Raw genomic sequence first — 25,576 nt, forward strand, 5'->3', positions numbered from 1 at the left:
GAGTGTATCGATCAGAGTAAAGACGTTGCCCTGCGGTGACCAGGTCTTCACCTGACGACATGACGGACCGTCCATCGGCCCTCAGGGGCGCGGTCGCCGCCCCTGAGTCGACGGGCGCGGACGCCCCGTTGCCCGGGTCGCCGCCAGGTCGGTGCGTCGTGCGGGCGGCGACGGTCAGGAGGGCCAGCCCGTCACGCAGTGGGCGATGCGCCGCAGGAGCCGCGAACCCGCCGGAGTGAGCGCGTCCGTGCGGTCGAGGGCGGTGATCGCCTCGATGGTCCAGTCGCGGTAGCGACGGTAGGTGGCCAGTGCGCCGTCGACCCGGCGGTCGGCCCGGATCCGCCAGATGTCCGCCACCGCCGCATGCGCGTAGATGCCGTGCAGGACGGCCTCCGCGGGACGCGGGTCGGGCCGCCAACCGACCACGACGCTGGTCGGCCGCGCGCTGTCGACCAGGTCGACGATGTCGAGCAGGGCGTTCATCTTGCTGTGCTGGAACTCGTGCACCAGCAGGACCGCCAGGGACCCGGGGTCGGTCTCCGTGGCGGCCACGCCGCCGAAGGCCTGCCGCGCGGTCGAGGCTTCGCTCACCCCGCCGCCGCTGCGCCGCAGGGGCACCAGGGCGCGCAGACCCGCCCCCAGCTCCTCGGCGCGGCCGGGGACCTCGTCGGTGATGATCTCCCAGGCCGTCGCGAAGGTGACGCCCCACCTGGCGGCATCCGCGTCGGCCAGCCGTCCGGTGGCCGGCAACCGGTGGCATTCGCGGTGCGGGTCACCGTCCTCCAGCAGCACCGTCACGTCCGAGGTGACCAGCCTGCGCGTCGGTTGCCACCGGGCGGTGTCGCCGCCCGCACCGGCGCGGATCGCGACGGCCACGTCGTCACCTGTCACCCGCAGGCCGCCCTTCTCGACGTGGACCCGGGCCGTGCCGTCGCCGACCTCGGGCAGCAGCACCGTGCCGATGGTCGGCAGGTGCAGGCGGTCGTTGCGGACCGGCACGGTCAGGGTCAGTGGCACACCGGCGTCGATCGCCGCGGCGGCGGCGATCGACCCGAGGTAGTCGACCCCGTGTCGATGGCCGGCCGCCATCCCGGCCAGGCAGTCGACCGCCCACACGCGCACGTACGGGTGGGCGGTGACGCGGGCGACGGATCCCGGCGCGCGCCGGTCGAGCTCGGTCAGCGCCGCCCAGCCGTCCGCTGCGGCGCCACCGGGGGGCAGGTCGTCGGCCACCCCCCGCAGCAGCGCACGGACGATGGCCGTCTGCGCGTCGACGAGGTGCTCGATGGCGAGCCGGTCACCTGTCGGGGTGGTCACGCGATCGATGAGGTCGTCGGTCGACCCGGTGTCGAGCCGGACCGGGGCGGGCGGGTTCTCTCGTACGTGCACGATCAGTTCTTTCAGGTCGGTGCAGTAGACGCTCGGGTGGTCGAACCGTCCCGCACGGTAGCGGTGGGCGAAGAGGCCGCCGCCGCACTGTTCGACCACCGGGCACCGGCGGCACTCGTCGGCGAGCCCGGAGCGGCCCGCCCGGCGACGGGCCAGTTGCGGGCTGGCGGCGACCTCGTCGGCCGGGTGGGAGAAGACGGTCATGCCGGTGGCTGGTGCGCCGTGGTAGGCGGTCTTGAGCGAGTCCGCCTGCTCCCACTCGCCGTCGGTCTCGATGACGGCGAGGTCGACCGGGTCGAGCCCCAGCATCTCCGTGCCGCTGGGGCCGCCCGTGGCCGTGGACAGCAGCGAGTCGTAGAGCCGGACCGGGACTGGCCGTCCGTCGGCGCACCACCTGTCGTAGATGGCACGCAGCCAGCCGCCGTAGCTGATGGTGGCCCCACGGGGCCGTGGCGGTGGGACGTCCCAGTTGGCATGGGGGAGCAGGAAGTCGATCCGGGGCGGCTGCTGGGCGAGGAGCGCCTCGTAGACCCCGACCGGGTCGTTGCGGATGTCCACGGTGCACAACAGACCCGACCACAGCCGGCGGTACGCCGGGCGTCGCAGTAGAGCGAGGGCCCGCAGGGCCTGGTCGTAGCTGCTGTCGCCATTGCGGAACCGTCGGTGCAGGTCGTTCGCGGCACGCCCGCCGTCCAGCGAGACCCCGACCGAGACGTCGTATTCGGCCAGCAGGTCGCAGAACTGCTCGGACAGGAGCACCCCGTTGGTCTGCATGCCGATCCGGAGTCGGGTGACCGCGCCGATGACGCGCCGTAGTTCGGCGAGAACGTCGCGCATCCGTACGGGTCCGAGCAGTAACGGCTCACCGCCGTGCAAGATAACCGATATGTCCGTAAGCTGATGCGCGGCGGCGTGTTCGGCGATTCGGCCCGCCGCAGCGGCGAGCACTTCGGACGTCATTCGCGCCGGACGTCGCCGCCAGCTCTGGTCCGCGTGTTCGTAGATGTAGCAGTGGTCGCAGGCCAGATCGCACCTGGCATGGACCTTGAGGACGAACTCGGTCAACGCCGCACGGGCCGGTACGGGATGCATGACGGTCAGATGAACGACGAGAACTTCGCCACGGGGCTTCTGCTCTGGTCGAGGTGAGCCGCTATCACCCGGCGCACGATCGGAGAGATGTCCGCAGCGGAGAGGCGGTCCAATGGCTCCGCGCGAACCGTGCCCAGTGACACCGGGTGATCATCCTGGCGCATGGGTGCGGTCGTCATGAGTCTTCCTTCGGTATTCGTGAGCGCGCCGGGGAACAGAAGTGACGGCCTACCGTAGTGCGTCTGTGGAGTTAATTCACCACCGACCCGACGGCAGGAGCCGGCGTTCACAGGGTTGAATGCGTGACAGGGGTGGGTTGTTCGGCCCCTGTCCGCCGGAGCCTGCTCCATTATGCTCACCGGTAGTGGCATTTCTGGGCGAATAGTCAAGCTTCAGGGGAAAATGTGCGGACGGCCGCGGCCGACTACCCGGGTTCGCCGATGTCGGACGGTGTCCTATCCTGGCCCGATGTCGTACGCCGAGCTCCGTGTCGACCAGTGGAACGACCGCTCGGAGCAGGCCGCCGATCGCCTGGCCCGGGAGATCGCGGCGCGGCACGACCTGACCGTAGTGGGCCTGCGGCACACCGTCTACGCGGGACGTCCGTACCGCACGGCGGTCTTCGACCGGGGCGGTCTGCGGTTCGCGCTGGTGCCGGGCGGCCGGCCGACGCTCGGCTACGACGCTTCCCGGTTCCACCCCTCAGCGGCCCAGCAGGCCAGCTACGCCGACAGCGCCGAGGAGTACGGCCTGCCCCCGCTGACCGAGTACGTTGACGCGATGACCTCGCCGGTGCGCGAGGTCGACCTGCCGGCGACGCTGGTCGCGGTGGAGGCGTTCGAACCCGGCGAGATGCCGGTGCCGTCGGACGATCCCCGGGTCGGTGAACTCGTCGGGTCGCTCGGCCACCGGGGCGGGCAGGCGGGCACGGTGAGCTCCGCCGACGGGCTGACCGTCGAGCTGGACGGGACCGGCCGGGTGACCCGGGCCGTGCTGGTCGAGGAGTTCGACCACGACGAGGCGATGGCCGCCCTCACCGCCCTGGGCCTGCGGACGACCAGCCCGGACGAGTGGGAGTGGGCCTGCGGCGCGGGCGCGACCACCCTGTTCCGCTGGGGCGACGACACCCCCGACCACGGCTATCCGGTCGAGCACCCGACCGGGGCGCACCGGACGCCGAACCTGTGGGGGCTGGCGATCGGCCAGGACCCCTACCGGTACGAGGTGACGACCGAGCCGACCGTGGTCTGCGGCGGCGACGGCGGGGTCGTCACCTGCGGCGGCAGCGGCTACTTCCTGGGCTGGCTGACCCTCGCCACCGCCTACCGCGACGGGGACTTCGGCCGGTGGCTCGCCTCCGCCGACGGGTACGCCGACGAGACCCTGACCCGACCGGTGATCAGCCTGACCTGATCCGCCGACAGGCGCGGCCGGTGCCGGCCACCCGACCGGAGAGCCCGGTCAGCGTGGTTCTGTCCGGCCCGGTCGGGCGTGCTCGCGGTCGTAGGCCTCCTGCGCGTCGAGCATCGCGCCGAGGTGATCGTGCGCCCACGTCACGGCCAACGCGACGGCGGGCAGCAGGGTCCGGCCCAACCCGGTGAGGCCATAGTGGACACTCCGGGGTGGTCCGGGGTGCTCCGACCGGGCGACGAACCCGTCCCGTTCCAGGTTGCGCAACGCCGCCGTCAGCACCTTCGCCGTGACCGGGCCGATCCGCGCCCTGATGGCGGAGAACCGCAGCGGCTCCTCGGCCAGCAGGGAGATCACCATCGCTGTCCACCTGTCGCCGATGCGGATCGGCGCGATGCCGGACGGGCAGACCGGATCGAAGCGCGCGTCGGGGTCCGTCACCGACCCAGCCTAACGAGGTTTCCCGCAGGAAACCCCGGTGCCCGTTACCGTGGCGCACCGGCGTCGTCCGCCGCGAGACGCGGGGCGGAACCGGCACGTCGGCATCGTGGAAGGGGACTGAACGTGACCAGGATCGTGGTGTTCGGCGCGGGCGGCCGGGCGGGCAGGGCGATCGTGGCCGAGGCCGCCGGCCGTGGGCACGACGTCGTCGCGGTCGTCCGGGACACCGCCCGGCACGCCGACCTCACCGGTCGTGGCGTCGGTCTGGTCGCGGGCGACGTCACCGACCGGTCGCAGGTCGCCGGCCTGGTCGGGGGCGCGGGCGCGGTGGTGAACGCGGCCGCCCCCGGCCTCGGGGACGACCCGGGAAGGTTCTTCACCGCCGCTGTGGGCGCGCTTGTCGACGCCGTCGCCGGGACCGGCGGGGGCCGCCTGGTCGGCATCGGCCTGTCGGCCTACCTCGACGTCGCGCCCGGCGTCCGGGTCATGGACACCCCCGGGTTCCCGGCGCAGTTCCGGGGCTTCGCCGGGGCGCACGCGGCGGCACTGGACGTGCTGCGGGCGGCCCCGGCGACGGTCGAGTGGTCGGTGGTGGTGCCGGCGACGGAGTTCGACCCGCAGGGCGAGCGGACCGGGACGTACCGTGCCGGCGACACCCGCCTGCTGACCGACGCCGACGGGGCCAGCCGCATCTCCTACCGCGACTTCGCCGTCGCCGTCGTGGACGAGGCCGAGCAGGGCGCCCACCCGCGCACGCACTTCGCCGTCGCCTACTGATCGCGGTGGTGCCGCCGCCCGTCCGGCCGGGCACGACGGGCGCGGTCGCCGCACCGGGTGACAGCCGTCGGTGCCGGTCCGCCGCCGTGGTCAGCCCTTCAACGGGTACGGGATGAAGGTGCTGCGGTTCTCGTCGAGGTCGAGCCGGCCGCTGATCGGCGCGGCGGCCCGCTGCGGGCAGGTCATCCGTTCGCAGGTCTTGCACCCCGGGCCGATCGCGGTGACGGCGTCGGCGTCGAACAGGTCGATGCCCCGGGAGTAGACCAGCCGGTCGGCGTGCCGGATCTCGCAGCCGAGCCCGATCGCGTAGACCTTGCCGGGCTGGTTGTAGCCGCCGTGGTGCCGGGTGATGGTGCGGGCGATCCACAGGTAGCGCTGCCCGTCGGGCATCGCGGCCACCTGCACCACCACCCGGCCGGGCGCGCCGAACGCCTCGTAGACGTTCCACAGCGGACAGGTGCCGCCGGTGAGCGAGAACGGGAACCCGGTGGCGGACTGGCGTTTGGACAGGTTGCCGGCCCGGTCGACCCGGACGAACGAGAACGGCACCCCGCGCGCCCGGGGTCGTTGCAGGGTGCTGAGCCGGTGGCAGACGGTCTCCCAGCCCATCGTGAAGTGCTGGGTGAGCAGGTCGATGTCGTACCGGTGCTGTTCGGCCGCCGCGAGGAACGGCCCGTACGGCAGGATCAGCGCGGCGGCGAAGTAGTTGGCCAGCCCGACCCGGGTGAGGATCTGGGTCTGCGGGTCGTCGAACCGTTCCTCCTCCACGATCTCGTCGATCACGTCGGCGTACTCCAGCAGGGCGATCTGCGCGGCCATCCGCATCGCCTCCTGCCCGGCCCGCAGCGACGTCGACAGGTGCAGGGTGCGGGTCTGCGGCCGGTAGCGGTGCAGCTCGTCGCCGAGCAGGGTGGCGTCGTCGTGGCGGACCCGCACCCCGTGCCGCTGGGCGAGCCGGTCCTGCAACCCGGCCCGGACCTCGCCGCGACGCAGGTCGATGGTGCCGGCCAGCCGCTCCGCCGCCTCGTCCAGGTCGGGCACGTAGTTCTGCCGCCGGTAGAAGAACTCGGTCACCCGGTCGTGCGGGCTGCGCCCGACCGTCTCCCGGTCGCCCAGCAGTTCGGCGAGCTGCTCGTCGGCCTGCCGGTAGCGGCGGTGCAGGTCGAGGACGGCCTCGGCGACCTCGGGCAGCCGGGTGGCCAACTCGGTGAGGTCGGCGACGCCGGGCCGGCCGGGTAGCGCCTCGCGCAGCCCGGCGACCAGCCGGGGGGTGTCCCGGGGGGCGAAGACCGTCGGGTCGACGCCGAACACCTCGGTGATGCGCATCAGCACCGGCACGGTCAGCGGCCGGGTGTCGTGTTCGATCTGGTTGAGGTAACTGGGCGAGATGTTGAGCAGCCGGGCCAGCCGGGACTGGCTCAACGCGCGGTCCTCGCGCATCCGGCGCAGCCGGGCACCCGCGAAGGTCTTGCTCACCACGCTCACCTCCCCGCTGCTCTTTCGGCAGCCCAGCACCCCTTGGCAGAGTGCGAATATACCTGTTCGCAACTTCGCAGAACCGGGTGTGAACTTCCCAGAACTTGGCTTCTTCCGTCCCTCGACCCCGCCCCGGACCCCGTGTGACCGTGGGTGACACGCCGGCCGGGCGACGCGTCCGCACCGCCGGACGGCACGACGGCCGGTGCCGGCGTCACGACATCCGAGGAGACGAGATCATGCAGAACGCCGTGGAGCGGTTGCGTACCGAGTGGGAGACCGACCCCCGCTGGCAGGGGGTGCGCCGCAGCTACCGCGCCGAGGACGTGGTCCGCCTGCGCGGGGCCGTCCAGGAGGAGCACACCCTGGCCCGCCGTGGGGCGGAACGGCTGTGGGAGCTGCTGCACACCGAGGACTACGTCCACGCCCTGGGCGCGCTCACCGGCAACCAGGCCGTGCAGATGGTCCGGGCCGGACTCAAGGCCATCTACCTCTCCGGCTGGCAGGTGGCCGCCGACGCCAACCTCGCGGGGCACACCTACCCCGACCAGAGCCTCTACCCCGCCAACTCGGTGCCCGCCGTGGTGCGCCGGATCAACAACGCGTTGCTGCGCGCCGGCCAGATCACCACCGCCGAGGGCGACGACGACGGCGTCGACTGGCTCGCGCCGATCGTCGCCGACGCCGAGGCCGGCTTCGGCGGCCCGCTCAACGCCTACGAGCTGATGACCGCCATGATCGGGGCCGGTGCCGCCGGGGTGCACTGGGAGGACCAGCTCGCCGCCGAGAAGAAGTGCGGCCACCTGGGCGGCAAGGTGCTCGTCCCGACCGGCCAGCACGTGCGCACCCTGGAGGCGGCGCGGCTCGCCGCCGACGTGGCCGGGGTGCCGTCGGTGGTGATCGCCCGCACCGACGCGCAGGCCGCCACGCTGCTCACCACCGACGTCGACGAGCGGGACCGGCCGTTCGTCACCGGCGAACGCACCGCCGAGGGGTTCTACCGGGTGCGCAACGGCATCGAGCCGTGCATCGCCCGGGGCCTGGCCTACGCCCCGCACGCCGACCTGCTGTGGATGGAGACCTCCACCCCCGACCTGGACGTCGCCCGCCGGTTCGCCGAGGCGATCAAGGCCGAGTACCCGGACCAGCTCCTCGCCTACAACTGCTCGCCGTCGTTCAACTGGCGCAAGCACCTCGACGACTCGACCATCGCGAAGTTCCAACGCGAACTCGGCCACCTAGGCTACCGGTTCCAGTTCATCACCCTGGCCGGCTTCCACGCCCTCAACTACTCGATGTTCGACCTGGCCCGGGGCTACGCCGCCGACGGCATGCCCGCCTACGTGGCGTTGCAGGAACGGGAGTTCGCCGCCGAGCCGGCCGGCTACACCGCCGTCAAGCACCAGCGCGAGGTCGGCACCGGCTACTTCGACCTGATCAGCACCGTGCTCAACCCGGCCGCCGAGACCACCGCCCTGCGTGGCTCCACCGAAGAGGAGCAGTTCGCATGAGATACGAGATCATCGGAGCGCTGGCCGACCGGTTCGACGAGGTCCTCACCCCCGCGGCGCTGGAGTTCCTGGTCGCGCTGGACAGCGAGTTCGCCGCCCGCCGGGTGGCCCTGCTGGACACCCGGCGGGCCCGTCGGGACCGCTACGCCACCGGCCAGTTCCCCGACTTCCTGCCGGAGACCGCCGCGATCCGGGCCGACCCCGACTGGCGGGTGGCCCCGCCCGCACCGGGCCTTGAGGACCGGCGGGTCGAGATCACCGGGCCGACCGACCGGAAGATGACGGTCAACGCGCTCAACTCCGGGGCCCGGGTGTGGCTCGCCGACTTCGAGGACGCCACCGCGCCGACCTGGCACAACGTCATCTCCGGTCAGCTCAACCTGATCGACGCCCTGGACCGGCGGATCGACTTCACCGACCCGCGCGGCAAGCGGTACGCCCTCGGCGCGCAGCTCGCCACGATCGTCGTCCGGCCGCGCGGCTGGCACCTGGTGGAGAAGGGCATCGTGGTGGACGGCCGGCCCATCTCGGCCAGCCTGGTCGACTTCGGGCTCTACCTGTTCCACTGCGCGCAGCGGCAGCTCGACGCGGGCGCCGGACCGTACTTCTACCTGCCGAAGCTGGAGGGCCACCGGGAGGCCCGGCTGTGGAACGACATCTTCGTCTTCGCCCAGCAGCGCCTCGGCCTGCCCCGGGGCACGATCCGGGCGACCACGCTGATCGAGACGATCACCGCCGCCTTCGAGATGGAGGAGATCCTCTACGAGCTGCGGGAACACTCGGCGGGGCTGAACGCCGGCCGGTGGGACTACATCTTCAGCGTGATCAAGAACTTCGGGCAGTGGTCCGACTTCGTCCTGCCCGACCGGTCCGAGGTCACCATGACGGTGCCGTTCATGCGGGCGTACACCGAACTGCTGGTGGCGACCTGCCACCGGCGCGGGGCGCACGCGATCGGCGGGATGGCCGCGTTCATCCCGAGCCGGGACCCGCAGGTCAACGAGGTGGCCCTCGACCGGGTCCGGGCGGACAAGCGGCGGGAGGCCGGCGACGGGTTCGACGGCTCCTGGGTGGCCCACCCGGGCCTGGTCGAGACCTGCCGTCGGGAGTTCGACGCGGTGCTGGGTGACCGCCCGCACCAGCTCGACCGGCTGCGCGACGACGTCGCCGTGACCGCCGCCGACCTGCTCGCCGTCGACAAGACCCCGGGCCGGGTCACCGCCGCCGGGGTGCGGGCCAACATCGCCGTCGCCGTGCGTTACGTCGACGCGTGGCTCGGCGGCACCGGCGCGGTGGCACTGGGCAACCTGATGGAGGACGCGGCCACCGCCGAGATCGCCCGCTGCCAGGTCTGGCAGTGGCTGCACCACGGCACCCCGCTGGCCGACGGCGGCTGCGTGACCGAGGACCTGGTCCGGACGATCCTCGCGGAGGAGTTGGCCGCCCTGGTCGCCGGACGCGACGGCGTCGACCGGGAACGGGCCGGCTGGGCGGCGCGGATCGTCGAGGACACCGCCCTCGGCGAGGACCTGCCCGCGTTCTTCACCACCGGCGCGTACGCCCGGCACCTCGGCCCGACCCGGCGGCCCGTGCCGGTGGGCTGACCCGGCAACCGCGCGGCCGGGAGGCGGCCCGACGGCTCCTCCCGGCCGGTGCCGGCCCGGCGGCCGGCGTCGGGTGGGGCAGCAGGCGGTGCCGCCCCCGTGGGATCGTGGGCGGGTATCCATCCCGATCACGATCCCAGGGGGGTTGGCGGATGAGTCCGGTCGGAGCCGACGCGGTGACCGGGGGTGTCGCCGGCTGGCCCGACGGCACCTTCGCCAATCCGGTGCTGGCCGGCTTCCACCCGGACCCGAGCGTCTGCCGGGTCGGCGACGACTACTACCTGGCCTGTTCCAGCTTCGAGTACTTTCCCGGGGTGCCGCTGTTCCACAGCCGGGACCTGGTGCACTGGGAGCAGATCGGCAACGTGCTCGACCGGCCCGGTCAGCTCACCCTGCCGGTCGACATGCCGTCGTCGGGCGGGGTGTACGCGCCGACCCTGCGCCACCACGACGGCCGGTTCTGGCTGATCGTCAGCAACTGCGCCGAGGGCGGCGGCACCCTGATCTGCACCGCCACCGACCCGGCCGGCCCCTGGTCGGACCCGGTCCGGGCCCCCGGGGTGGACGGCATCGACCCCGACCTCGCCTGGGACGACGACGGCACCTGCTGGTGCACCTACGCCGGGATCGCGCAGGTGCGCCTCGACCCGGAGACCGGACGCACCGTCGGCCCGGTCCGGCGGCTGTGGTCCGGGGCCCCTGGCGCGCAGGCCCCGGAGGCCCCGCACCTGTACCGGATCGGCGAGCACTGGTACCTGCTGATCGCCGAGGGCGGCACCGAACGCGGGCACGCCGTGTCGATCGCCCGCGCGGGCGCGCCCGACGGCCCGTTCGAGCCGGGCCCGGCCAACCCGATCCTCACCCACCGGGGCACCCACCGGCCGATCCAGAACACCGGCCACGCCGACCTGGTGCAGGGGCCCGACGGATCGTGGTGGCTGGTGCTGCTCGGGGTCCGCCCCGGCGGCGGCACCCCCGGCTGGCACGTGCTCGGGCGGGAGACGTTCCTCGCCTCGGTGACTTGGGTGGACGGCTGGCCGGTGGTCGGCGCGGTCACGCCGGAGATGCCCGCCCCGCCGTGGGCCGCGCACCCCGTGCCGCCGCCGCCCGTACGCGACGACTTCGACGCCGACCGGCTGCATCCCCGCTGGGTCTCGGTGCGGTCCCGGCCGGCGGAGGTCTGGTCGTTGGCCGAACGACCCGGTTGGCTCACGTTGCGGGCCCGGGGCGCGTCCCCGGACGCGCCGGACGTCACGTTCGTCGGCCGCCGCCAGCAGCACCCGTCGTGCCGGGTCCGGACCGTGGTCGACCCGGGTGACGGGCACGGCGGTCTGGTGGTCCGCCTCGACGAGCGGCACCACTACGACATCGAGGCGGGCGACGGTGAGGTGCGGGTGGTGGCCCGGATCGGGTCGGTGCGCTCGACGCTCGCCACCCGGCAGGTCGGGGCCGGCCCGGTCCACCTGCGGATCGAGATGCTCGCCCCGGCCCCCGGCGACTGGCACCCCGGCAAGGAACCCGACCTGCTCCGGCTCGGCGTCGAGCGCCCGGACGGGACCTTCGACGTGCTTGCCGAACTCGACGGCAGGTACCTGTCCACCGAGGTGGCCGGCGGCTTCACCGGCCGGGTCATCGGCATGTACGCAGCCCGGGGCACCGTCGCGTTCGACTGGTTCGACTACGAGGCGCGGTGACCCGCCCGCGCCTGGCGCGTGCCGACCCGTCGGTGCCGGTGCGTGCGGTGACCCGCCCGCGCCAGGCCGGGTTATCCTGGTCCGGTCGACCAGGACAGGGAGCAGATCGTGGCAGGTGACGACGACATCTCCGGGTGAACACCCGGCTGCGGTGACCGACGGCGGATGACCGCCCCGTCGCGTCGCCCCTGTCGTCTTGCCCTGTTCGCCCCGGGCAGCGCCTGCGCGCCCGGATCACCCGTCTCCGAGGTCCGTCATGTCCGACAGTTTCGTCGTCTGCTCCCACCTGTCCTTCTCCTGGCCGGATGACACCCCGGTCGTCGAGGACCTGTCGTTCTCCCTTCCCGGCGGCCGTACCGGCCTGGTCGCGGCGAACGGGGCCGGCAAGTCCACCCTGCTGCGGCTCATCGCCGGCGAGCTGCGGCCCACCGGGGGCAGCGTCACCGTCGAGGGGGTGCCGGGCTATCTGCCACAGCACCTGCCGTTCGCGATGCGGCAGACCGTCGCCGAGGTGCTCGGGGTCGACCGCGTCGTTGCCGCGCTGCACGCCATCGAGTCCGGTGACGCCGCCGAGGAGCACTTCACCACCGTCGGCGACGACTGGGACGTCGAGGAACGCACCCGCGTCGCCCTCGACCGCCTCGGCCTGACCGGGGTGACGCTGGACCGCCGGCTCGGCACCCTCAGCGGCGGCGAGGTGGTCTCCCTCGGTCTCGCCGCCGAACTACTCAAACGGCCCGACGTGCTGCTGCTCGACGAGCCCACCAACAACCTCGACCGGTCGGCGCGGGAACGCCTGCTCGCCGTGCTGCGGTCCTGGCCGGGCGCGCTACTCGTGGTCAGCCACGACCGGGCGTTGCTGGACGAGATGGACCGCATCGCCGCCCTCGACCACGGTCAGATCCGTTTCTACGGCGGCAACTTCACCCACCACGAGCAGGTGGTACGGGCCGAGCGGGAGGTCGCCGAGCGGCAGCTGCGCCAGGCCGAGCAGGACGTCAAGCGGCAGAAGCGGGAACTCCAGCAGGCCCGCGAGCGGGCGGCCCGCCGGGCCTCGACCGCCGCCCGGAACCTGTCCGACGCGGGGCTGCCCCGGATCGTCGCCGGCAACCTCAAACGGGACGCGCAGGTGTCGGCGGGCCGGGCCGACGACGTGCACACCGCCCGGGTCGCCGACGCCCAGGCCCGGCTGGACCAGGCCGGCGAGGCGGCCCGCCGCGACGACCAGCTCGTCCTCGACCTGCCCGACACCGTGGTGCCCGCCGGTCGCACCGTCTTCGCCGGCCACGGAATGCGGGCCGGCTACGCGGGCCGGCCGGTCTTCGCCGGTGACGGGATCGACCTGACCATCAGGGGTCCCGAACGGATCGCCCTGACCGGGCCCAACGGGGCCGGCAAGTCGACCCTGCTGCGGCTGGTCGGCGGCCGGCAGGAGCCGGACCTGGGCACCGTCGCGCGGGCGTCGGGGCGGGTGGCGTACCTGTCCCAGCGCCTCGACCTGCTCGACCCGGCCCGCACGGTGGCGGAGAACCTGGCCGGGGCCGCCCCGGCGCGGACCGAGGCGGAGCGGTTGAACCTGTTGGCCCGGTTCCTGTTCCGGGGCGCCCGTGCCCACCTGCCGGCGGGGGTGCTCTCCGGCGGTGAGCTGCTCCGCGCCACCCTGGCCTGCCTGCTGTTCGCCGAACCGGCACCGCACCTGCTGCTGCTCGACGAGCCCACCAACAACCTGGACCTGGTCAGCGTGGCGCAGTTGGAGAGCGCGCTGCTGGCGTACCGGGGGGCGTTCGTGGTGGTCAGTCACGACGACCGGTTCCTGGCGGGGATCGGGGTGGACCGCTGGCTCCGGCTGGCCGACGGCCGGCTCACCGAGGCCGGGCCACCGCAGTGACCCGGCCTCCGCAGTGACCCGGCCCGGCCGCGCCGGTCAGAAGTCGTCGTCGAAGGTGACGCTGCCGCTGACCCCCACCTGGTACGCCGACACCCGACGCTCGAAGAAGTTCGACAGCTCCTGCACGTCCTGCAGGTCCATGAACGCGAACGGGTTCTGCGCGCCGTAGCGGGGCGCGATGCCGAGCTGGGCGAGCCGCCGGTCGGCGACGTGCTCCAGGTAGGACCGCATGTCCGCAGGCGACAGCCCCGACACGCCCTGGTCGAGCAGGTCCTCGGCGAACTGCACCTCGCACTCGACGGCCTCGGCGAGCATCTCGGTGACCTGTCGTTCCAGCTCGGCGTCGAACAGGTCCGGCTCCTCCCGCCGGGCGGTCTCCACCACGTCGAAGGCGAACGCCATGTGCATCGACTCGTCGCGGAACACCCAGTTGGTGCCCGACGCCAACCCGTTGAGCAGGCCCCGCGAGCGCAGGAAGTAGACGTAGGCGAACGCGCCGTAGAAGAACAGCCCCTCGATGCAGGCGGCGAAGCAGATCAGGTTGAGCAGGAACGCCCGCCGGTCCGCCCGGGTCCGCAGCTCCCGCAGCTCGAACACCGAGTCGATCCAGCGGAAGCAGAACTCGGCCTTACGCCGGATCGACGGGATGTTCTCGATGGCGGCGAACGCGGCGAACCGTTCCTGCTCGTCGGGGACGTACGTGTCGAGCAGGTTCAGATAGAACTGCACGTGCACGGCTTCCTCGAACAGCTGCCGGGACAGGTAGAGCCGGCCTTCGGGAGAGTTGACGTGCTGGTAGAGGTTGAGCACCAGGTTGTTGGCGACGATCGTGTCACCGGTGGCGAAGAACGCCACCAGCCGGGACACCAGGTGCCGCTCGGCGGGCGACAGCCGTTCCAGGTCGGCCAGGTCGGAGTGCAGGTCGACCTCCTCCACCGTCCAGGTGTTGCGGATGGCGTCCTTGAACCGGTCGAAGAAGTGCGGGTAGCGCATCGGCCGCAGGGTGAGGTCCATGCCGGGGTCGAGCAGCAGGTGCCGCCCGCCGGTGCGGGTTTCGTCGACGGTGGTCACTGGCACGCCTCGCAGCTCTCGGGGTTCTCCAGGGAACAGGCCAGCGCCTCGGCGTCGGCCGCGACGACCGGGGCGACGGTGACGGTGGCCTGCTGGATCCGGGTCGCCGGACGCGACCGCAGGTAGTAGGTGGTCTTCAGCCCGGACTTCCAGGCGTGCAGGTACATCGAGGACAACTTGCCGATGGTCGGCGCGCTGAGGAACAGATTCAGCGACTGCGACTGGTCGATGTAGGGCGCCCGCGCGGCGGCCAGGTCGATCAGCGCCCGCTGCGGCAGCTCCCACGCGGTACGGAACAGCTCCCGCACCTCGGCGGGCAGGTCGACGATCCCCTGCACCGACCCCTCGGCCCGCTTGATCTGGTCGCGGATCTCCGGCGTCCACAGGCCGCGTGCCTTCAGCTCGCGTACCAGATAGGTGTTGATCTGGAGGAACTCCCCGGACATGGTTTCCCGCTTGAACAGGTTGGACACCTGTGGCTCGATGCACTCGTAGCAGCCGGCGATCGACGCGATCGTGGCGGTCGGGGCGATCGCCACCAGCAGCGAGTTGCGCAGGCCGTGCGCCGCGATCCGGGTGCGCAACGCCGCCCAGCGCGCGGTCTGGGTGGGCTCCACCCCCCACAGGTCCGGGTGCAGGTCACCCCGGGCCGCCCGGGTCTGCGGGTACGCGGGATGTGCGCCGAACCGTTCGGCCAGACCGGTCGACGTCTCCAGGGCGGTCAGGAAGATCTCCTCCTGGACCCGGGTGGACAACTCCCGGGCCCCGGCCGAGTCGAACGGCAGGCGCAACGCGAACAACGCGTCCTGCAAACCCATCAGCCCCAGCCCGACGGGCCGCCAGCGCGGGTTCGACGCCGCCGCCTGCTCGGCCGGGTAGTAGTTGATGTCGATCACCCGGTCCAGGAACACCACCGCCGTGCGGACCGTGGCGCGCAGCTTCTCCCAGTCGACACCGTCGCCGGTGAGGTGCGCGCCGAGGTTGACCGACCCCAGGTTGCAGACCGCCGTCTCGGTGTCGCTGTTGACCTCCAGGATCTCGGTGCACAGGTTGGACAGGTGGATCGTGTTGCCCGGCACGCCGGTCTGGTTGGACAACCGGTTCGACCGGTCCTTGAACGTCATCCACCCGTTGCCGGTCTGCGCCAGGGTGCGCATCATCCGCCCGTACAGGTCCCGGGCCTTGACCGTGCGGACCGCCTTCTTCTCGGCGACCCGGTACGCGGCGTCGAACTCCTCGCCGTACAGGTCGGGCAGCTCCGGGGCATCCGACGGGTCGATCAGCGACCAGTCGCCGTCGGCCTCGACCCGGCGCATGAACTCGTCGGGGATCCAGTTGGCCAGGTTGAGGTTGTGGGTGCGCCGGGCCTCCTCACCGGTGTTGTCCCGCAGCTCCAGGAACTCCTCGACGTCCGGGTGCCACGGTTCCAGATAGACGCAGGCCGCCCCCTTGCGCCGGCCGCCCTGGTTGACCGCCGCGACCCCGGCGTCGAGGGTTTTGAGGAACGGCACGATCCCGTTGGACCGGCCGTTGGTGCCTCGGATCAGCGCCCCCCGGCCACGTACCCGCGTGAAGGAGATGCCGATGCCGCCGGAGAACTTCGACAGCTTCGCCACCTGGTGGTAGCGCTCGTAGATCGAGTCCAGTTCGTCGCGCGGCGAGTCGACCAGGAAACACGACGACATCTGGGTGTGCCGGGTGCCCGAGTTGAACAACGTCGGGGAACTCGGCAGGTAGGCCAGCGACGACATCAGCCGGTAGAACCCGACCGCCTCGTCGGGCGTGCCGGACAGCCCGCAGGCCACCCGCAGCAGCCAGTACTGCGGGGTCTCCACCACCAGCCGTGACCGCGGGTGCCGCAGCAGGTAGCGGTCGGCCACCGTACGCAGCCCGAAGTACTCGAACCGCAGGTCACCGGCCGGGTCGACGGCGTCGTCGAGTTGGCTGGCGTGCCGGGCCACGAACGCGGCGGTGTCGTCGGCGATCAAGCCGAGGCCGTGGGCGTACCGGATGGACTCGCTGAAGGAGGTCACCTCCTGCCCGCGGACCTCCTCGTCCACGTAGGCGGCCAGCAGCCGGGCCGCCAGCCGGGAGTACTGCGGTTCCGTGCCGATCAGCTCGGCCGCCGTCTGGATCGACAGTTTGTCCAGCTCGGCCGTTGTCGCCCCGTCGTAGAGGCCACTGATCGTCCGGGTGGCCACCCGCAGCGGGTCGACCTCGTCCAGGTCGGTGGCCCACCTGGCGACGGCCGTGACGATCCGGTTGACGTCCACCGGTTCGGTGTCGCCGTCGCGCTTGCGGACCCGCATCGCGGGCCGGCGTGGCTGCGCGCCGTCGACGTCGGACGGTGGGCTCTGCGCTGTGCTCGTCATGACCTCTCCTCGCTGTCACCGATGGCCATCGGGACGCGGGAGAACGCCAACGGGCGCGGCGCGACGGCCGGCCCGGGTGCTGGCGTCGGTCGTCCCGCGCGACCTCCGACCGCCGCGCGCAGCAGCGCACGGCGCACTGGCAGGTCTTCGGACTCGCGGGCGTGACCGGGGTCGGTCGCCTACTGGCCGTCGCTTCCCAGACCTCGCGGTCCAGTGCTCGATGACGGCGGTCGTTCCCACTTACCGCTGCGGGGCAGTCCCGGATTCCCACCGGGTTCCCTGTTGCCTCGACCGGACCACCGGGCCCGGCCGAACCAGCTGCGTGGCACACCATATATGGCGTAGATGGGGGAGAGGCAACACTAGATGTCGCGTCGGCGTGTCAGATAACTCTCACCCGAGCGGCCGGTGGCCCGCAGTGACGCCAGCAGCCGCAGCGCGTCGGCGTCGGCGCTGCCCGGCTCGGCGGTGAAGACCAGCATGACCGGGCCGGGGTTGCCGGGCAGCGGGTAGGTGTCCCAGTCCAGGACGATGTCGCCGACCTCGGGGACCTGGAAGGTCTTGGTGCCGCTGACCGAACCGCGCACGTCGTGCCGGGACCACAGCCGCCGGAACTCGGCGCTGCGGATGCTCAGCTCACCGACGACGGCGGTGGCCCGGGGATGGGTGGGGTCCGTGGCGACGGCGGCGCGCATCATGCCGATGTAGTCCATGGCCTGCTGCTCCCAGGCCGCGCAGCGCCGCACCGGGGCCGCCGCCTCGTCGAACATCAGCAGCAGCATGTTGAGCCGGTCCGGCGGGTGGTCCGCCGGGTCACCGAGCAGCGCCACCGCCCACGCGTTCCAGGCGAGCAGGTCCAGGTGACGGCCGAGTACCACCGCCGGGGTGTCCATCACGCGCAGCAACCGCCTGGTGCTCTCCGGCACCCGCTCCGGGCCGTGGTCGACCCGGGCGGGCACCGGCCGGCGGGCGGCGCGGGCCAGGGTGAACAGGTGCCGGCGTTCGTCGTCGTCGAGGCCGAGCGCGGCGGCGAGCCCGTCCAGCACGTCGTCGGACGGGCGAACCTCCCGGCCCTGTTCCATCCGCTGGTAGTAGTCGGTGCTCAACCCGGCCAGCAGCGCCAGTTCCTCGCGGCGCAGCCCGGTGACCCGGCGTCGGCCGCCCGGCTCCAGGCCGACGTCCCGGGGGTGCAGCCGGCCGCGCCGGGCGCGCAGGAAGTCACCGAGTTCACGGGCGTACGGATGGGTCATGTCGCCAGTGTGACGCGGCCCGGACCGGCGCGGGTAGGTCTGCGGGACCTAGGCAACCGGCTACGACGGAGTCCGCCCGGCCGGTCCGTAGCGTCGGTGCTCCCACCCCCGACCGCTCAGGAGCAGCAGATGACCTGGACCGCCGACCACATTCCCGACCAGCGTGGCCGCACCGTCGTGGTGACCGGCGCGAACTCGGGCCTCGGTCTGGTCACCGCCACCGCGCTGGCCCACCGGGGCGCGCGGGTCGTGCTCGCCGTCCGCGACACCGCCGCCGGCCGGCGGGCCGCCCGCAGCATGGGCGGCGACGTCGAGGTACGCGAGCTGGACCTCGCCTCGCTGGCCTCGGTACGGGAGTTCGCGGCGGCCCTGGCCGCCGACCATCCGAGGATCGACCTGCTGGTCAACAACGCCGGTGCGGTGCTGCTCGGCCCGCGCCGCACCACCGTCGACGGCCACGAGCTGCATCTGGCCACCAACCTGCTGGGGCACTTCGCGCTGACCGGCCTGCTGCTGGGCAACCTGGCCGCCGCGCGGGCGGCCCGGGTGGTCAGCCTCAGCTCGATCACCCACCGCAACGCACACCTGGACTTCACCGATCTGATGGTCGAGCGTGGCTACCGGGGTTCCACCGCGTACGGCCGATCCAAGCTCGCCACCACCGTCTTCGGCATCGAACTGGACCGCCGGCTGCGCGACGCCGGATCACCGGTGCTCAGCGTGCTGGCGCATCCCGGCGTCACCCGCACCAACCTGACCCCCCGGGCCTGGTCCCACCAGGGCCGGCCCGGCCGGGTGTTGGCGCGGCTCAGCCTGCTGGCCACCCAGTCGGTCGAGCAGGGTGCGTTGCCCCAGCTGCGCGCCGCCACCGACCCGGCGGTGCGCGGTGGCCAGTTTTTCGGCCCGGCCCGCCTTTTCCAGACCTGGGGGCCGGTCACCGAGGTACGGGCCAGCCGGGAGGCCACCGACCCGGCCGTCGGCCGTCGGCTGTGGACGACGGCCGAGGAACTGACCGGCGTGAGCTATCCCTGACGCAGGGCGCACTAGCATGGCTGCGGTCGGTGACGGCGGCGGAGACGAGGCGACATGGGATGGCTCGGGCGGGTGCTCGGCGGCGGGGGCCGGCAGGTCCAGGACGATCCGGTCCGGCAGGCGGCGCTGTCGGCCGAGGTGCGGCAACGCTTCGGCGCGCACCTGGCCGTCCGACCGTCCGACCAGGTGGCGGGGATGGTCCGGCTGCTCGACGACGGCGACGGCCTGGCAGTGGCGGCGGCGATCGTCGGTGAGTTCGCCGATGCGGCCCACGCGGACCTGTCGGCCCAGACGGCGGAGCTGTACCGGCGTACCGGTCAGCGGTTCCCGGTGGACCGGCGCAACTACCGGCCGCTGTGGCGTGCGGCAGGCGGCCGGCTGCACTGGCCGCTGTTCGCGTTGCCCGGCGGCCTGCACCCGTACGTGCACGTCGCCGCCGCCACCACGGTGGTCGGCACCCGGGCGGCGCAGTTCGTCCGGGCGACCGACCCGCATCCGCTGCTCGCCCGCCTGTTCGAGGTGCTCGACCTCACCACCTGCGGTTGGGAGTACGGCCGGGTGCGGGTGGACCACGACGGGGCGTCGCTGGTGGGTCGACTGATCTCGACCACCCGGGACGTCCGGGCGGCGATGAAGGAACCCCCGTCGCTGCCGCCGTCGGTGCGGGAACTCATGCGCACCAACCGGACGGTCGACGTCTTCGACCTCACCGGTGACCGGGTGGTCGGCACGATCAACGTGGGCGGCGAGCTGCGCCCGGCCCTGCTCACCTGACGTCACCCGGGGTGGACGCCGTCGGCGTCCACCCCGCTCCCGACCGGCGTCGGGTCAGGCGAAGAGCAGGTCCAACTGGTGGTCGAGGACCGCGGTCGCCCGCGCCGGGGTGTACTGCCCGCCGAGCAGGTACACCCCCAGCCCCTCCACCAGCGCCAGCAGTCCCGCCGCGGCGTCCGACGCCGGTGGACGCGGCAGCAGCCCGGCGATGAACTCCACCAGTTGCGCGGTGTCCGACCGCAGGCCGGGGGTCGCCGCCGGGTGCAGGGCGGTCCAGGAGAGAAACGCCAACGCCACCCGCCCGTCCGCGCGTGCCGCCTCGTCCAGCGGCAGCAACGCCGCAAGCAGGGTGCGCAGCAGCAGCCGGGGCTGCGGGTCCGGCCCGAGCGCCGCGACCGCCGCCTCGACCCGGGCCCGACCCCGGTCACGGACGACGGACAGCGCGAAGGCCATCATCTCCTCCTTGGTGGTGAAGTAGTGCTGCACCATGCCGGCGGAGACCCCCGCCTCGGCGGCCACGTGCCGCAGACTCACCGCCTCCAGACCCCGGTCGGCGGCGACCCGCATGAGTGCGTCCGCGATCAGCGTGCGGCGTTGACGGGGATCGACCTTCCTGGGCACCGGGGGCCTACCGTGCCGTGGTCACGGTGCCGGCCGCGCCGTCCACGGTGACCAGCTGACCGGTGACGATCCGTGCGGTGGCGCCCGGCACGCTGATCACGGCCGGGATGCCGTACTCGCGGGCCACCGTGGGGCCGTGCGCCATGATCGCGCCGGTCTCGGTGACCAGCGCCCCGGCGGTCAGGAACAGCGGCGTCCAGCCCGGATCGGTGGTGGCCGTCACGAGGATCTCCCCGGGTTCGAGGTGCGCGGTGGCCGGGTCGGTGACCACCCGGGCCGGGCCGGTCACCCTACCCGTCGCCGCTCCCACCCCCCGCAGCACACCGGTCCCGTCGGCGGGGGCCGGCAGGGTGCTCTCCACGTCGGTCCCGTCGGACAGCAGCGCCACCGGCACCACCCGACGGCGCAGCTCACGCCGGTGTGTCGCCCGGCGTCGGGCGACCAGCCCGGTCAGGTCGGCACCGTCGAGGGCCGCCTCGACCTCGTCGAGGGTGAGGAACATGACGTCGTCCGCCGTCGGGAACAGCGTCGCCCCGATGAGCAGCAACTGCTCGCGTACGGTCCGGAGCCGGTACAGCCCGGCGAACTTCCCGGCCTCCCGCAGCCCTGCCAGCCGTCGTGCCCGCCGCAGCAGGAGGACCGCGATCCGGCCCCGGACCGGGCGACGTCGGTGGACCCGGGCGGCCAGTTCGTCGAGCGCGGCCCCGGCTGCTGCGGCGGCCTCGGCGAAGCGCCTGTCGGGTGCCTGCGCGGGGTCGGTGAGCCGTAGGTAGTTGGCGATCGCCGCGAAGACCGGGGTGGGGTCCTCGGCCCAGCGTGGCACCCCGACGTCGGCCTCGGCCGCCGCGCGGTGGCCGTAGCGGGACAGGAACCCGGACAGGCCGATCTCGGGGAGCGCACCCCGCAGGTAGCGGGCCGAAAGCTCGGCCGGTGGCGTGTCGAGGAGCAGTTCGCGGTGCTCGCGGGCGGCGCTGGCCAGCGCCCACAGCGCGAGGTCCATCTCGATGGTCACGTTGTGCGGGACGCCGCGCAGCACGGCGTGTATCTCGTCCTCGGTGGCGACGCCCTTGAGCAGGTGGGTGGGCAGGGCCGAGGCGAGCATCCCGGCCACGATCGGCCAGGTGATGTCGTCGGCGGCACCGCCGTCGCCGTGGTCGCGGACGAAGCGCAGCCGTTCGTGGGCCGTCCGCAGCTGTGGCGGGGCCGTCGCCTCGTCCCGAAGCCGGTCGACGGCCGCGACCAGCCGCCGCCGTGCCGCGTCCGGTCGCGCCAGCGCCCGCAGGATGCCCCGCAGGGCCCGCAGCGCCGTGCCCAGCGAGGCGTCGGCCGGGCGGCGGCGGGAGTTGTGCCCGGACGGCGCGAACCGGGGGTCGCGCAGGACGTGTTCCATCACCGCCTGGGCGCGCGGCCCGAAATCGACGGCCATCAGCCGGACGAGCCGCCGGCGGCTGGCCGGTCGGCGGACCAGCTCGGTCAGGTCGCCGTAGAGCCGCCCGCCGATGTCCACGATCTCCACCCGCATGCCGAGCGAGGCGACCATGGCGGCGATCAGCTGGCGGAGCGTGGCCATGCCCATCGGGGTGACCGGTCGCAACATCCCCTGCACGTTGCCGAACTCGACGTACAACCGCAGGTCGTCGGTCTGCGGCGGCAGCGGGAACAGGGTGCTGACCGGACGCGACTGGAGCACCCACAGGGTCCCGTCCCGGTCGAGGGCCCACTCGACGTCCTGGGGCGCGCCGAAGTGCGCCTGGAGCCGCCTGCCGACGGCCCACAGATCGTCGTGCCAGCCGGGCTCCGGCCGCCCCTCGGCGTCGCTGGTCGGACGGTGGGCCGGATCGGTCAGGACGAGGCGGGTCACGTCGGTGCGGCCGTCGACGACCGTCGTACCCGGGCCCGGCGCGACCTCGACGAGCATCTCGGTGCGGTTGCCGGTGACCGGGTTCGCCGTGTGGAGCACGCCGGCCTGGACCGGGGCGACCATCCGTTGCACCACCACCGCCATCTGCACGTCGGCGGGGTCGGTCCCGCGTGCCCGGCGGTAGGCCGCCGCCCGGCTGCCGTGCAACGATTTCCAGCACGTGCCGATCGCCGCCAGCAGGTCCGCCTCGCCCTCGACGTCCAGCACCGTGTCGTGCTGACCCGCGAAGCTGGCGTCCGGCAGATCCTCGTCGGTCGCGCTCGACCGCACCGCCACCGGGCGTCGCCCAGCCGCGCGTACGCCGCCCGGACCTCGTCCCGCGGCACCACCCCGGCCCGGTACGCCTCGGTGGTCACGCAGAACCCCTCGGGCACCCGTTCACCGGCACGGATCAGCTCGCCGAGCCCGACCGCCTTGCCGCCGACCAGCGGGACCAGGCCGGCATGTGCCTCCGCCAGGGGGATCACCGACACCTGCGCCTCCCGTTTGCAATACGACTGCATTGCCATGAAGCTACGCGGGTTGCAGTGCAACTGCAACGTAAAAAGTCGGCGGCACCCGCACGCCGGCCTCAGCCGGAAGGGACGGACGGCGGCGTGGCCTCAGCCCCGGGCCGGCACGACGATCGGCAGCCGGACGGTGAACGTGCTGCCCCGACCGGGGACGCTCTCGACGCCGATCGTGCCGCCGTGCGCCTCGGCGAGCTTGCGGGCGATCGACAGCCCGAGTCCGCTGCCGCCGGTGCTGCGGGTACGCGAGTCGTCCGCCCGCCAGAACCGGTCGAAGATCTTCGCCTGGTCGGCGGGGGCGATGCCGGTGCCGGTGTCGGACACGGCGATGGCGAGCTGGTCGTCGCGTACCTCCAGGCGCACGACGACCGACCCACCCGCCGGGGTGTGCCGCACCGCGTTGGCGACGATGTTGCCGACGATCTGGCGCAGCCGGGCGCCGTCGACCGCCATCTCCAGATCGGTGCCCACCGAGGTGCCCAGCCGGACCCCGGCCGCCTCGGCCGCGCCCCGGTGCGCCTCGACGACCTGCTCCAGCAGATCGGCCACGAAGTACGGTTCGCGGTGGATCCGCAGGTCACCGGCGTCGGCGGCGGCCAGGTCCCGCAGGTCGTCGATGATGTGTTGCAGCAGCAACGCCTCGTCGAGCAGCAGGGTGAGCAACTGCGTGTCGAGCTGCGCCAGACCGTCCTGCGCGGCCTCCAGCCAGCTGCGCATGTTGGTCAGCGGCGTCCGCAACTCGTGTGCCACGTCGCTGACCATGCTCCGGCGCAACGCCTCGGTCTGCTCCCGCCGGGCGGCGAGATCGTTGAGCGCGGTGGCCAGCATGCCGATCTCGTCGCGGGTGGTCACCGGCACCCGGGCCGGTTCGTCCATCGGCTGGCGGGTCGCGTCGGTGAGCGCCCGCAGCGGCCGGACCAGCCGCCGCCCGACCAGCACGGTGATCAGCACGGTGGCCACCAGCACCGCGCCGGTCACCTGGGCGATGCGGACCACGTTGGCCCGGGACAGGTTGAACACCGGCTCGGCGCCGCCCTGTGTCTCGTCGGTGACGAACAGCAGCGCCGGGGGTGCCACGTACGCCCGGAGCTGGGCCGTCCGGGCCTGCCGCAGGCAGCCGTCGATCTGCCGGTCGAAGCTGGCGTCGCGGCTCGGTACCGCGGTCCGGTCGGCCCGGATCTCTACCCGGGTCGGTGCGCCCAGCTCCCGCAGGCAGGTCTTGGTCAGGGTCTCCAACTGGGCGATCCCGGCGACCTCGCTCGGCATCGGGCTCGTCAGCTCGTCGGGCAGACAGAACCCGACGATGCCCCGGTCCTTCGGGTCGCTCACCTGTACCGAGGCGCGGCCGGCCGGATCCACCACGACCCGCGCGTCCGCCCGGGACTCGGCGCGTACGCAGCCGAGCTGCCGCTCGGCCATCTCCCGGGTGGTGTTGCTCTCCCGCTTGGTCAGCCGGTACGGCCCGACCGCGCGCGGATCGACCCGCTCGGTCCCGCCGGTCAGCCCCAGGTCGACCTGCAACGGGTCGACGGTCGCCGACGGCCGGGCGGTCTGCAACGACGGGCCGTCCGGTGCGGAGTCGGCGATCACCTGCCGGTCCGGGGTCATCAGGGTGATCCGCCGTTCCAGCCGGTCGGCCCGCTCGGCGAGCACCGCGTCGACCCCGGCCCAGTCCCGGTGGGTCGCCGCGTGGTCCAGCAGCGTGTCGTAGATGCTCTTGTCGTCGGCGAGCGAGCGGCCCTGTTCCTGCCGGATCGCCCGGGTGGTCGACTGCACGGCCAGCCAGGTCGTCGCCAGGATCGCACAGACCGCCACCAGCAGCGAGGTGGCCAGCAGCCGCACCACCAGGCTGCGGTGCAGGGGGACCCGTGGCTGCCGGGTCACGGCGTGCCGGCGCTGAGCTTGTAGCCGACGCCGTAGACGGTCAGCAGCTGCTGCGGCCGGCGCGGATTCGCCTCGATCTTGCGGCGCAGGTTCATCACGTGGACGTCGATGGTGCGTCCGGTCGACTCCCGGTCGACGCCCCGGGTGTGTTCGAGCAGTTGTACCCGGCTGAACACCCGGCCGGGCTGCCGGATCATCGCGGCGAGGATGGCGAACTCACCGGCGGTGCAGTCGACCGTGGTGTCCCCGGCGGTGACCAGGCGTCGGGACTCGTCGACGGTGAGCCGTCCGAGCCGGTGCACCGGTGACTCCTGGGGCGTCGTACGCACCCGCCGCAGCAGGGTGCGCACCCGGGCCACCAACTCACGCGGGCTGTACGGCTTGGTCATGTAGTCGTCGGCGCCCAGGTCCAGCCCGCGCAGCAGGTCGTCCTCGGCTGACCGCGCGGTCAGCATCAGCACCGGCACGTCCGACTCCTGCCGCAGGATCCGGCAGACCTGCATGCCGTCCAGTTTCGGCAGCATCACGTCGAGCAGGAGAAGGTCGAACGCCTGCTCCCGGGCCTGGCGCAGCGCGGTCTCGCCGTCGGCCACGACGGTCGCCCGGTGACCCGCTGCGGTGAGGTAGCGGCGCAGCGCCTCGGCCTGCCGCGGATCGTCCTCCGCGAGCATCACGTGTGCGCACATGCTGGGGAATATAGAGCAGGTCAGGGGGGTCGAGGATCGGGCGGAAGGCGGTGACACCGGGCACCTCCCGGTCGGTGCGCAGCTCGGCGGGCGGGTGGCGGGGAGAACCGACGATCGTGAGAAAAAGGTCATGCTCGGCCCTGACCGGTTCCTGACAAACCGCTGGCACGATCG

19 protein-coding genes and 1 riboswitch are annotated in these 25,576 nt (G+C 72.9%); of the genes, 8 read left to right on the forward strand and 11 right to left on the reverse strand.

The window, feature by feature from the left end; all coding sequences use genetic code 11:
* Positions 1-174: 174 nt before the first annotated feature.
* Both ACN267_RS04925 and ACN267_RS04930 read right to left on the reverse strand, forming a co-directional pair.
* Positions 175-2,481, reverse strand: coding sequence for an FxsB family cyclophane-forming radical SAM/SPASM peptide maturase (locus ACN267_RS04925; RefSeq protein WP_421488028.1), 2,307 nt, complete (start codon positions 2,479-2,481; stop codon positions 175-177).
* A 5-nt stretch (positions 2,482-2,486) separates the two neighbouring features.
* A complete protein-coding gene (locus ACN267_RS04930; protein ID WP_204961504.1) occupies positions 2,487-2,660 on the reverse strand; it encodes a hypothetical protein in 174 nt (57 codons plus the stop codon).
* Positions 2,661-2,949: 289 nt separating this feature from the next.
* On the opposite strand from ACN267_RS04930, the gene ACN267_RS04935 reads away from it, so the two are divergent.
* Positions 2,950-3,894, forward strand: coding sequence for a hypothetical protein (locus tag ACN267_RS04935; protein WP_421488029.1), 945 nt, complete (start codon positions 2,950-2,952; stop codon positions 3,892-3,894).
* A 48-nt stretch (positions 3,895-3,942) separates the two neighbouring features.
* Here ACN267_RS04935 and ACN267_RS04940 read toward each other — a convergent pair whose 3' ends face one another.
* Positions 3,943-4,332 (reverse strand): helix-turn-helix domain-containing protein, encoded by a 390-nt coding sequence (locus tag ACN267_RS04940; protein WP_307821459.1) that lies wholly within the window; start codon positions 4,330-4,332, stop codon positions 3,943-3,945.
* A gap of 123 nt (positions 4,333-4,455) precedes the next feature.
* On the opposite strand from ACN267_RS04940, the gene ACN267_RS04945 reads away from it, so the two are divergent.
* Positions 4,456-5,109: an NAD(P)-dependent oxidoreductase gene (locus ACN267_RS04945; RefSeq protein WP_421488030.1), complete on the forward strand. Its 654-nt coding sequence runs from the start codon at positions 4,456-4,458 to the stop codon at positions 5,107-5,109.
* Between the two features lie 90 nt (positions 5,110-5,199).
* Here ACN267_RS04945 and ACN267_RS04950 read toward each other — a convergent pair whose 3' ends face one another.
* On the reverse strand, positions 5,200-6,585 hold the full coding sequence (locus tag ACN267_RS04950) for a short-chain fatty acyl-CoA regulator family protein (protein WP_421488031.1): 1,386 nt from the start codon (positions 6,583-6,585) through the stop codon (positions 5,200-5,202).
* Positions 6,586-6,824: 239 nt separating this feature from the next.
* Here ACN267_RS04950 and aceA point away from each other — a divergent pair, with 239 nt between their 5' ends.
* From aceA to ACN267_RS04970, 4 genes are all read left to right on the forward strand, one after another.
* On the forward strand, positions 6,825-8,096 hold the full coding sequence (aceA, locus tag ACN267_RS04955) for an isocitrate lyase (protein WP_421488032.1): 1,272 nt from the start codon (positions 6,825-6,827) through the stop codon (positions 8,094-8,096).
* The gene (gene aceB, locus ACN267_RS04960) at positions 8,093-9,700 is read left to right on the forward strand and encodes a malate synthase A (RefSeq protein ID WP_421488033.1); all 1,608 of its coding nucleotides are present in this window, start codon (positions 8,093-8,095) and stop codon (positions 9,698-9,700) included. Before aceA ends, aceB begins: the two co-directional genes overlap by 4 nt.
* 152 nt (positions 9,701-9,852) lie before the next feature.
* The gene (locus tag ACN267_RS04965) at positions 9,853-11,394 is read left to right on the forward strand and encodes a glycoside hydrolase family 43 protein (protein WP_421488034.1); all 1,542 of its coding nucleotides are present in this window, start codon (positions 9,853-9,855) and stop codon (positions 11,392-11,394) included.
* 256 nt (positions 11,395-11,650) lie between these two features.
* Positions 11,651-13,282 (forward strand): ABC-F family ATP-binding cassette domain-containing protein, encoded by a 1,632-nt coding sequence (locus ACN267_RS04970; protein WP_421488035.1) that lies wholly within the window; start codon positions 11,651-11,653, stop codon positions 13,280-13,282.
* A 36-nt stretch (positions 13,283-13,318) separates the two neighbouring features.
* On the opposite strand, the gene ACN267_RS04975 is transcribed toward ACN267_RS04970, so the two are convergent.
* From ACN267_RS04975 to ACN267_RS04985, 3 genes are all read right to left on the reverse strand, one after another.
* Complete coding sequence (locus ACN267_RS04975) at positions 13,319-14,296, reverse strand: ribonucleotide-diphosphate reductase subunit beta (protein WP_281903002.1); 978 nt, start codon at positions 14,294-14,296, stop codon at positions 13,319-13,321.
* A 53-nt stretch (positions 14,297-14,349) separates the two neighbouring features.
* Positions 14,350-16,725 carry a ribonucleoside-diphosphate reductase subunit alpha gene (locus ACN267_RS04980; protein WP_204961512.1) on the reverse strand — a complete coding sequence of 792 codons (2,376 nt, stop codon included), beginning with the start codon at positions 16,723-16,725 and terminating at the stop codon, positions 14,350-14,352.
* Positions 16,726-16,846: 121 nt separating this feature from the next.
* A riboswitch (cobalamin riboswitch) is annotated at positions 16,847-17,060 on the reverse strand.
* Between the two features lie 27 nt (positions 17,061-17,087).
* On the reverse strand, positions 17,088-17,975 hold the full coding sequence (locus tag ACN267_RS04985) for a helix-turn-helix transcriptional regulator (RefSeq protein WP_204961513.1): 888 nt from the start codon (positions 17,973-17,975) through the stop codon (positions 17,088-17,090).
* 129 nt (positions 17,976-18,104) lie between these two features.
* Here ACN267_RS04985 and ACN267_RS04990 point away from each other — a divergent pair, with 129 nt between their 5' ends.
* Positions 18,105-19,007, forward strand: coding sequence for an oxidoreductase (locus ACN267_RS04990; protein ID WP_421488036.1), 903 nt, complete (start codon positions 18,105-18,107; stop codon positions 19,005-19,007).
* Between the two features lie 54 nt (positions 19,008-19,061).
* Positions 19,062-19,781, forward strand: a complete 720-nt coding sequence (locus ACN267_RS04995) for a hypothetical protein (RefSeq protein WP_281896346.1) — start codon at positions 19,062-19,064, stop codon at positions 19,779-19,781.
* Positions 19,782-19,835: 54 nt separating this feature from the next.
* Here ACN267_RS04995 and ACN267_RS05000 read toward each other — a convergent pair whose 3' ends face one another.
* The 4 genes from ACN267_RS05000 to ACN267_RS05015 all read right to left on the reverse strand — a co-directional run bounded on the left by ACN267_RS05000 (position 19,836) and on the right by ACN267_RS05015 (position 25,402).
* Positions 19,836-20,402, reverse strand: a complete 567-nt coding sequence (locus tag ACN267_RS05000) for a TetR/AcrR family transcriptional regulator (RefSeq protein WP_204961516.1) — start codon at positions 20,400-20,402, stop codon at positions 19,836-19,838.
* Positions 20,403-20,409: 7 nt separating this feature from the next.
* Positions 20,410-22,599, reverse strand: a complete 2,190-nt coding sequence (locus ACN267_RS05005) for a PEP/pyruvate-binding domain-containing protein (RefSeq protein ID WP_421488037.1) — start codon at positions 22,597-22,599, stop codon at positions 20,410-20,412.
* Positions 22,600-22,925: 326 nt separating this feature from the next.
* Positions 22,926-24,716 (reverse strand): sensor histidine kinase, encoded by a 1,791-nt coding sequence (locus ACN267_RS05010; RefSeq protein WP_421488038.1) that lies wholly within the window; start codon positions 24,714-24,716, stop codon positions 22,926-22,928.
* Entirely contained in the window at positions 24,713-25,402 is a 690-nt protein-coding gene (locus ACN267_RS05015) for a response regulator transcription factor (protein ID WP_204961519.1), read from the reverse strand. Before ACN267_RS05015 ends, ACN267_RS05010 begins: the two co-directional genes overlap by 4 nt.
* Positions 25,403-25,576 lie beyond the last annotated feature (174 nt).

The organism is Micromonospora sp. WMMD734 (assembly GCF_049178975.1).
Lineage (GTDB): Bacteria > Actinomycetota > Actinomycetes > Mycobacteriales > Micromonosporaceae > Micromonospora > Micromonospora wenchangensis.

Excerpts from the sequence above, each read along its gene's own strand:
- ACN267_RS04925 (WP_421488028.1), bottom strand. The coding sequence starts at position 2,481 with ATGCATCCCGTACCGGCCCGTGCGGCGTTGACCGAGTTCGTCCTCAAG.
- ACN267_RS04930 (WP_204961504.1), bottom strand. The coding sequence starts at position 2,660 with ATGACGACCGCACCCATGCGCCAGGATGATCACCCGGTGTCACTGGGC.
- ACN267_RS04935 (WP_421488029.1), top strand. The coding sequence starts at position 2,950 with ATGTCGTACGCCGAGCTCCGTGTCGACCAGTGGAACGACCGCTCGGAG.
- aceA (WP_421488032.1), top strand. The coding sequence starts at position 6,825 with ATGCAGAACGCCGTGGAGCGGTTGCGTACCGAGTGGGAGACCGACCCC.
- aceB (WP_421488033.1), top strand. The coding sequence starts at position 8,093 with ATGAGATACGAGATCATCGGAGCGCTGGCCGACCGGTTCGACGAGGTC.
- ACN267_RS04965 (WP_421488034.1), top strand. The coding sequence starts at position 9,853 with ATGAGTCCGGTCGGAGCCGACGCGGTGACCGGGGGTGTCGCCGGCTGG.
- ACN267_RS04970 (WP_421488035.1), top strand. The coding sequence starts at position 11,651 with ATGTCCGACAGTTTCGTCGTCTGCTCCCACCTGTCCTTCTCCTGGCCG.
- ACN267_RS04975 (WP_281903002.1), bottom strand. The coding sequence starts at position 14,296 with ATGGACCTCACCCTGCGGCCGATGCGCTACCCGCACTTCTTCGACCGG.
- ACN267_RS04980 (WP_204961512.1), bottom strand. The coding sequence starts at position 16,725 with ATGACGAGCACAGCGCAGAGCCCACCGTCCGACGTCGACGGCGCGCAG.
- ACN267_RS04985 (WP_204961513.1), bottom strand. The coding sequence starts at position 17,975 with ATGACCCATCCGTACGCCCGTGAACTCGGTGACTTCCTGCGCGCCCGG.
- ACN267_RS04990 (WP_421488036.1), top strand. The coding sequence starts at position 18,105 with ATGACCTGGACCGCCGACCACATTCCCGACCAGCGTGGCCGCACCGTC.
- ACN267_RS04995 (WP_281896346.1), top strand. The coding sequence starts at position 19,062 with ATGGGATGGCTCGGGCGGGTGCTCGGCGGCGGGGGCCGGCAGGTCCAG.
- ACN267_RS05015 (WP_204961519.1), bottom strand. The coding sequence starts at position 25,402 with ATGTGCGCACACGTGATGCTCGCGGAGGACGATCCGCGGCAGGCCGAG.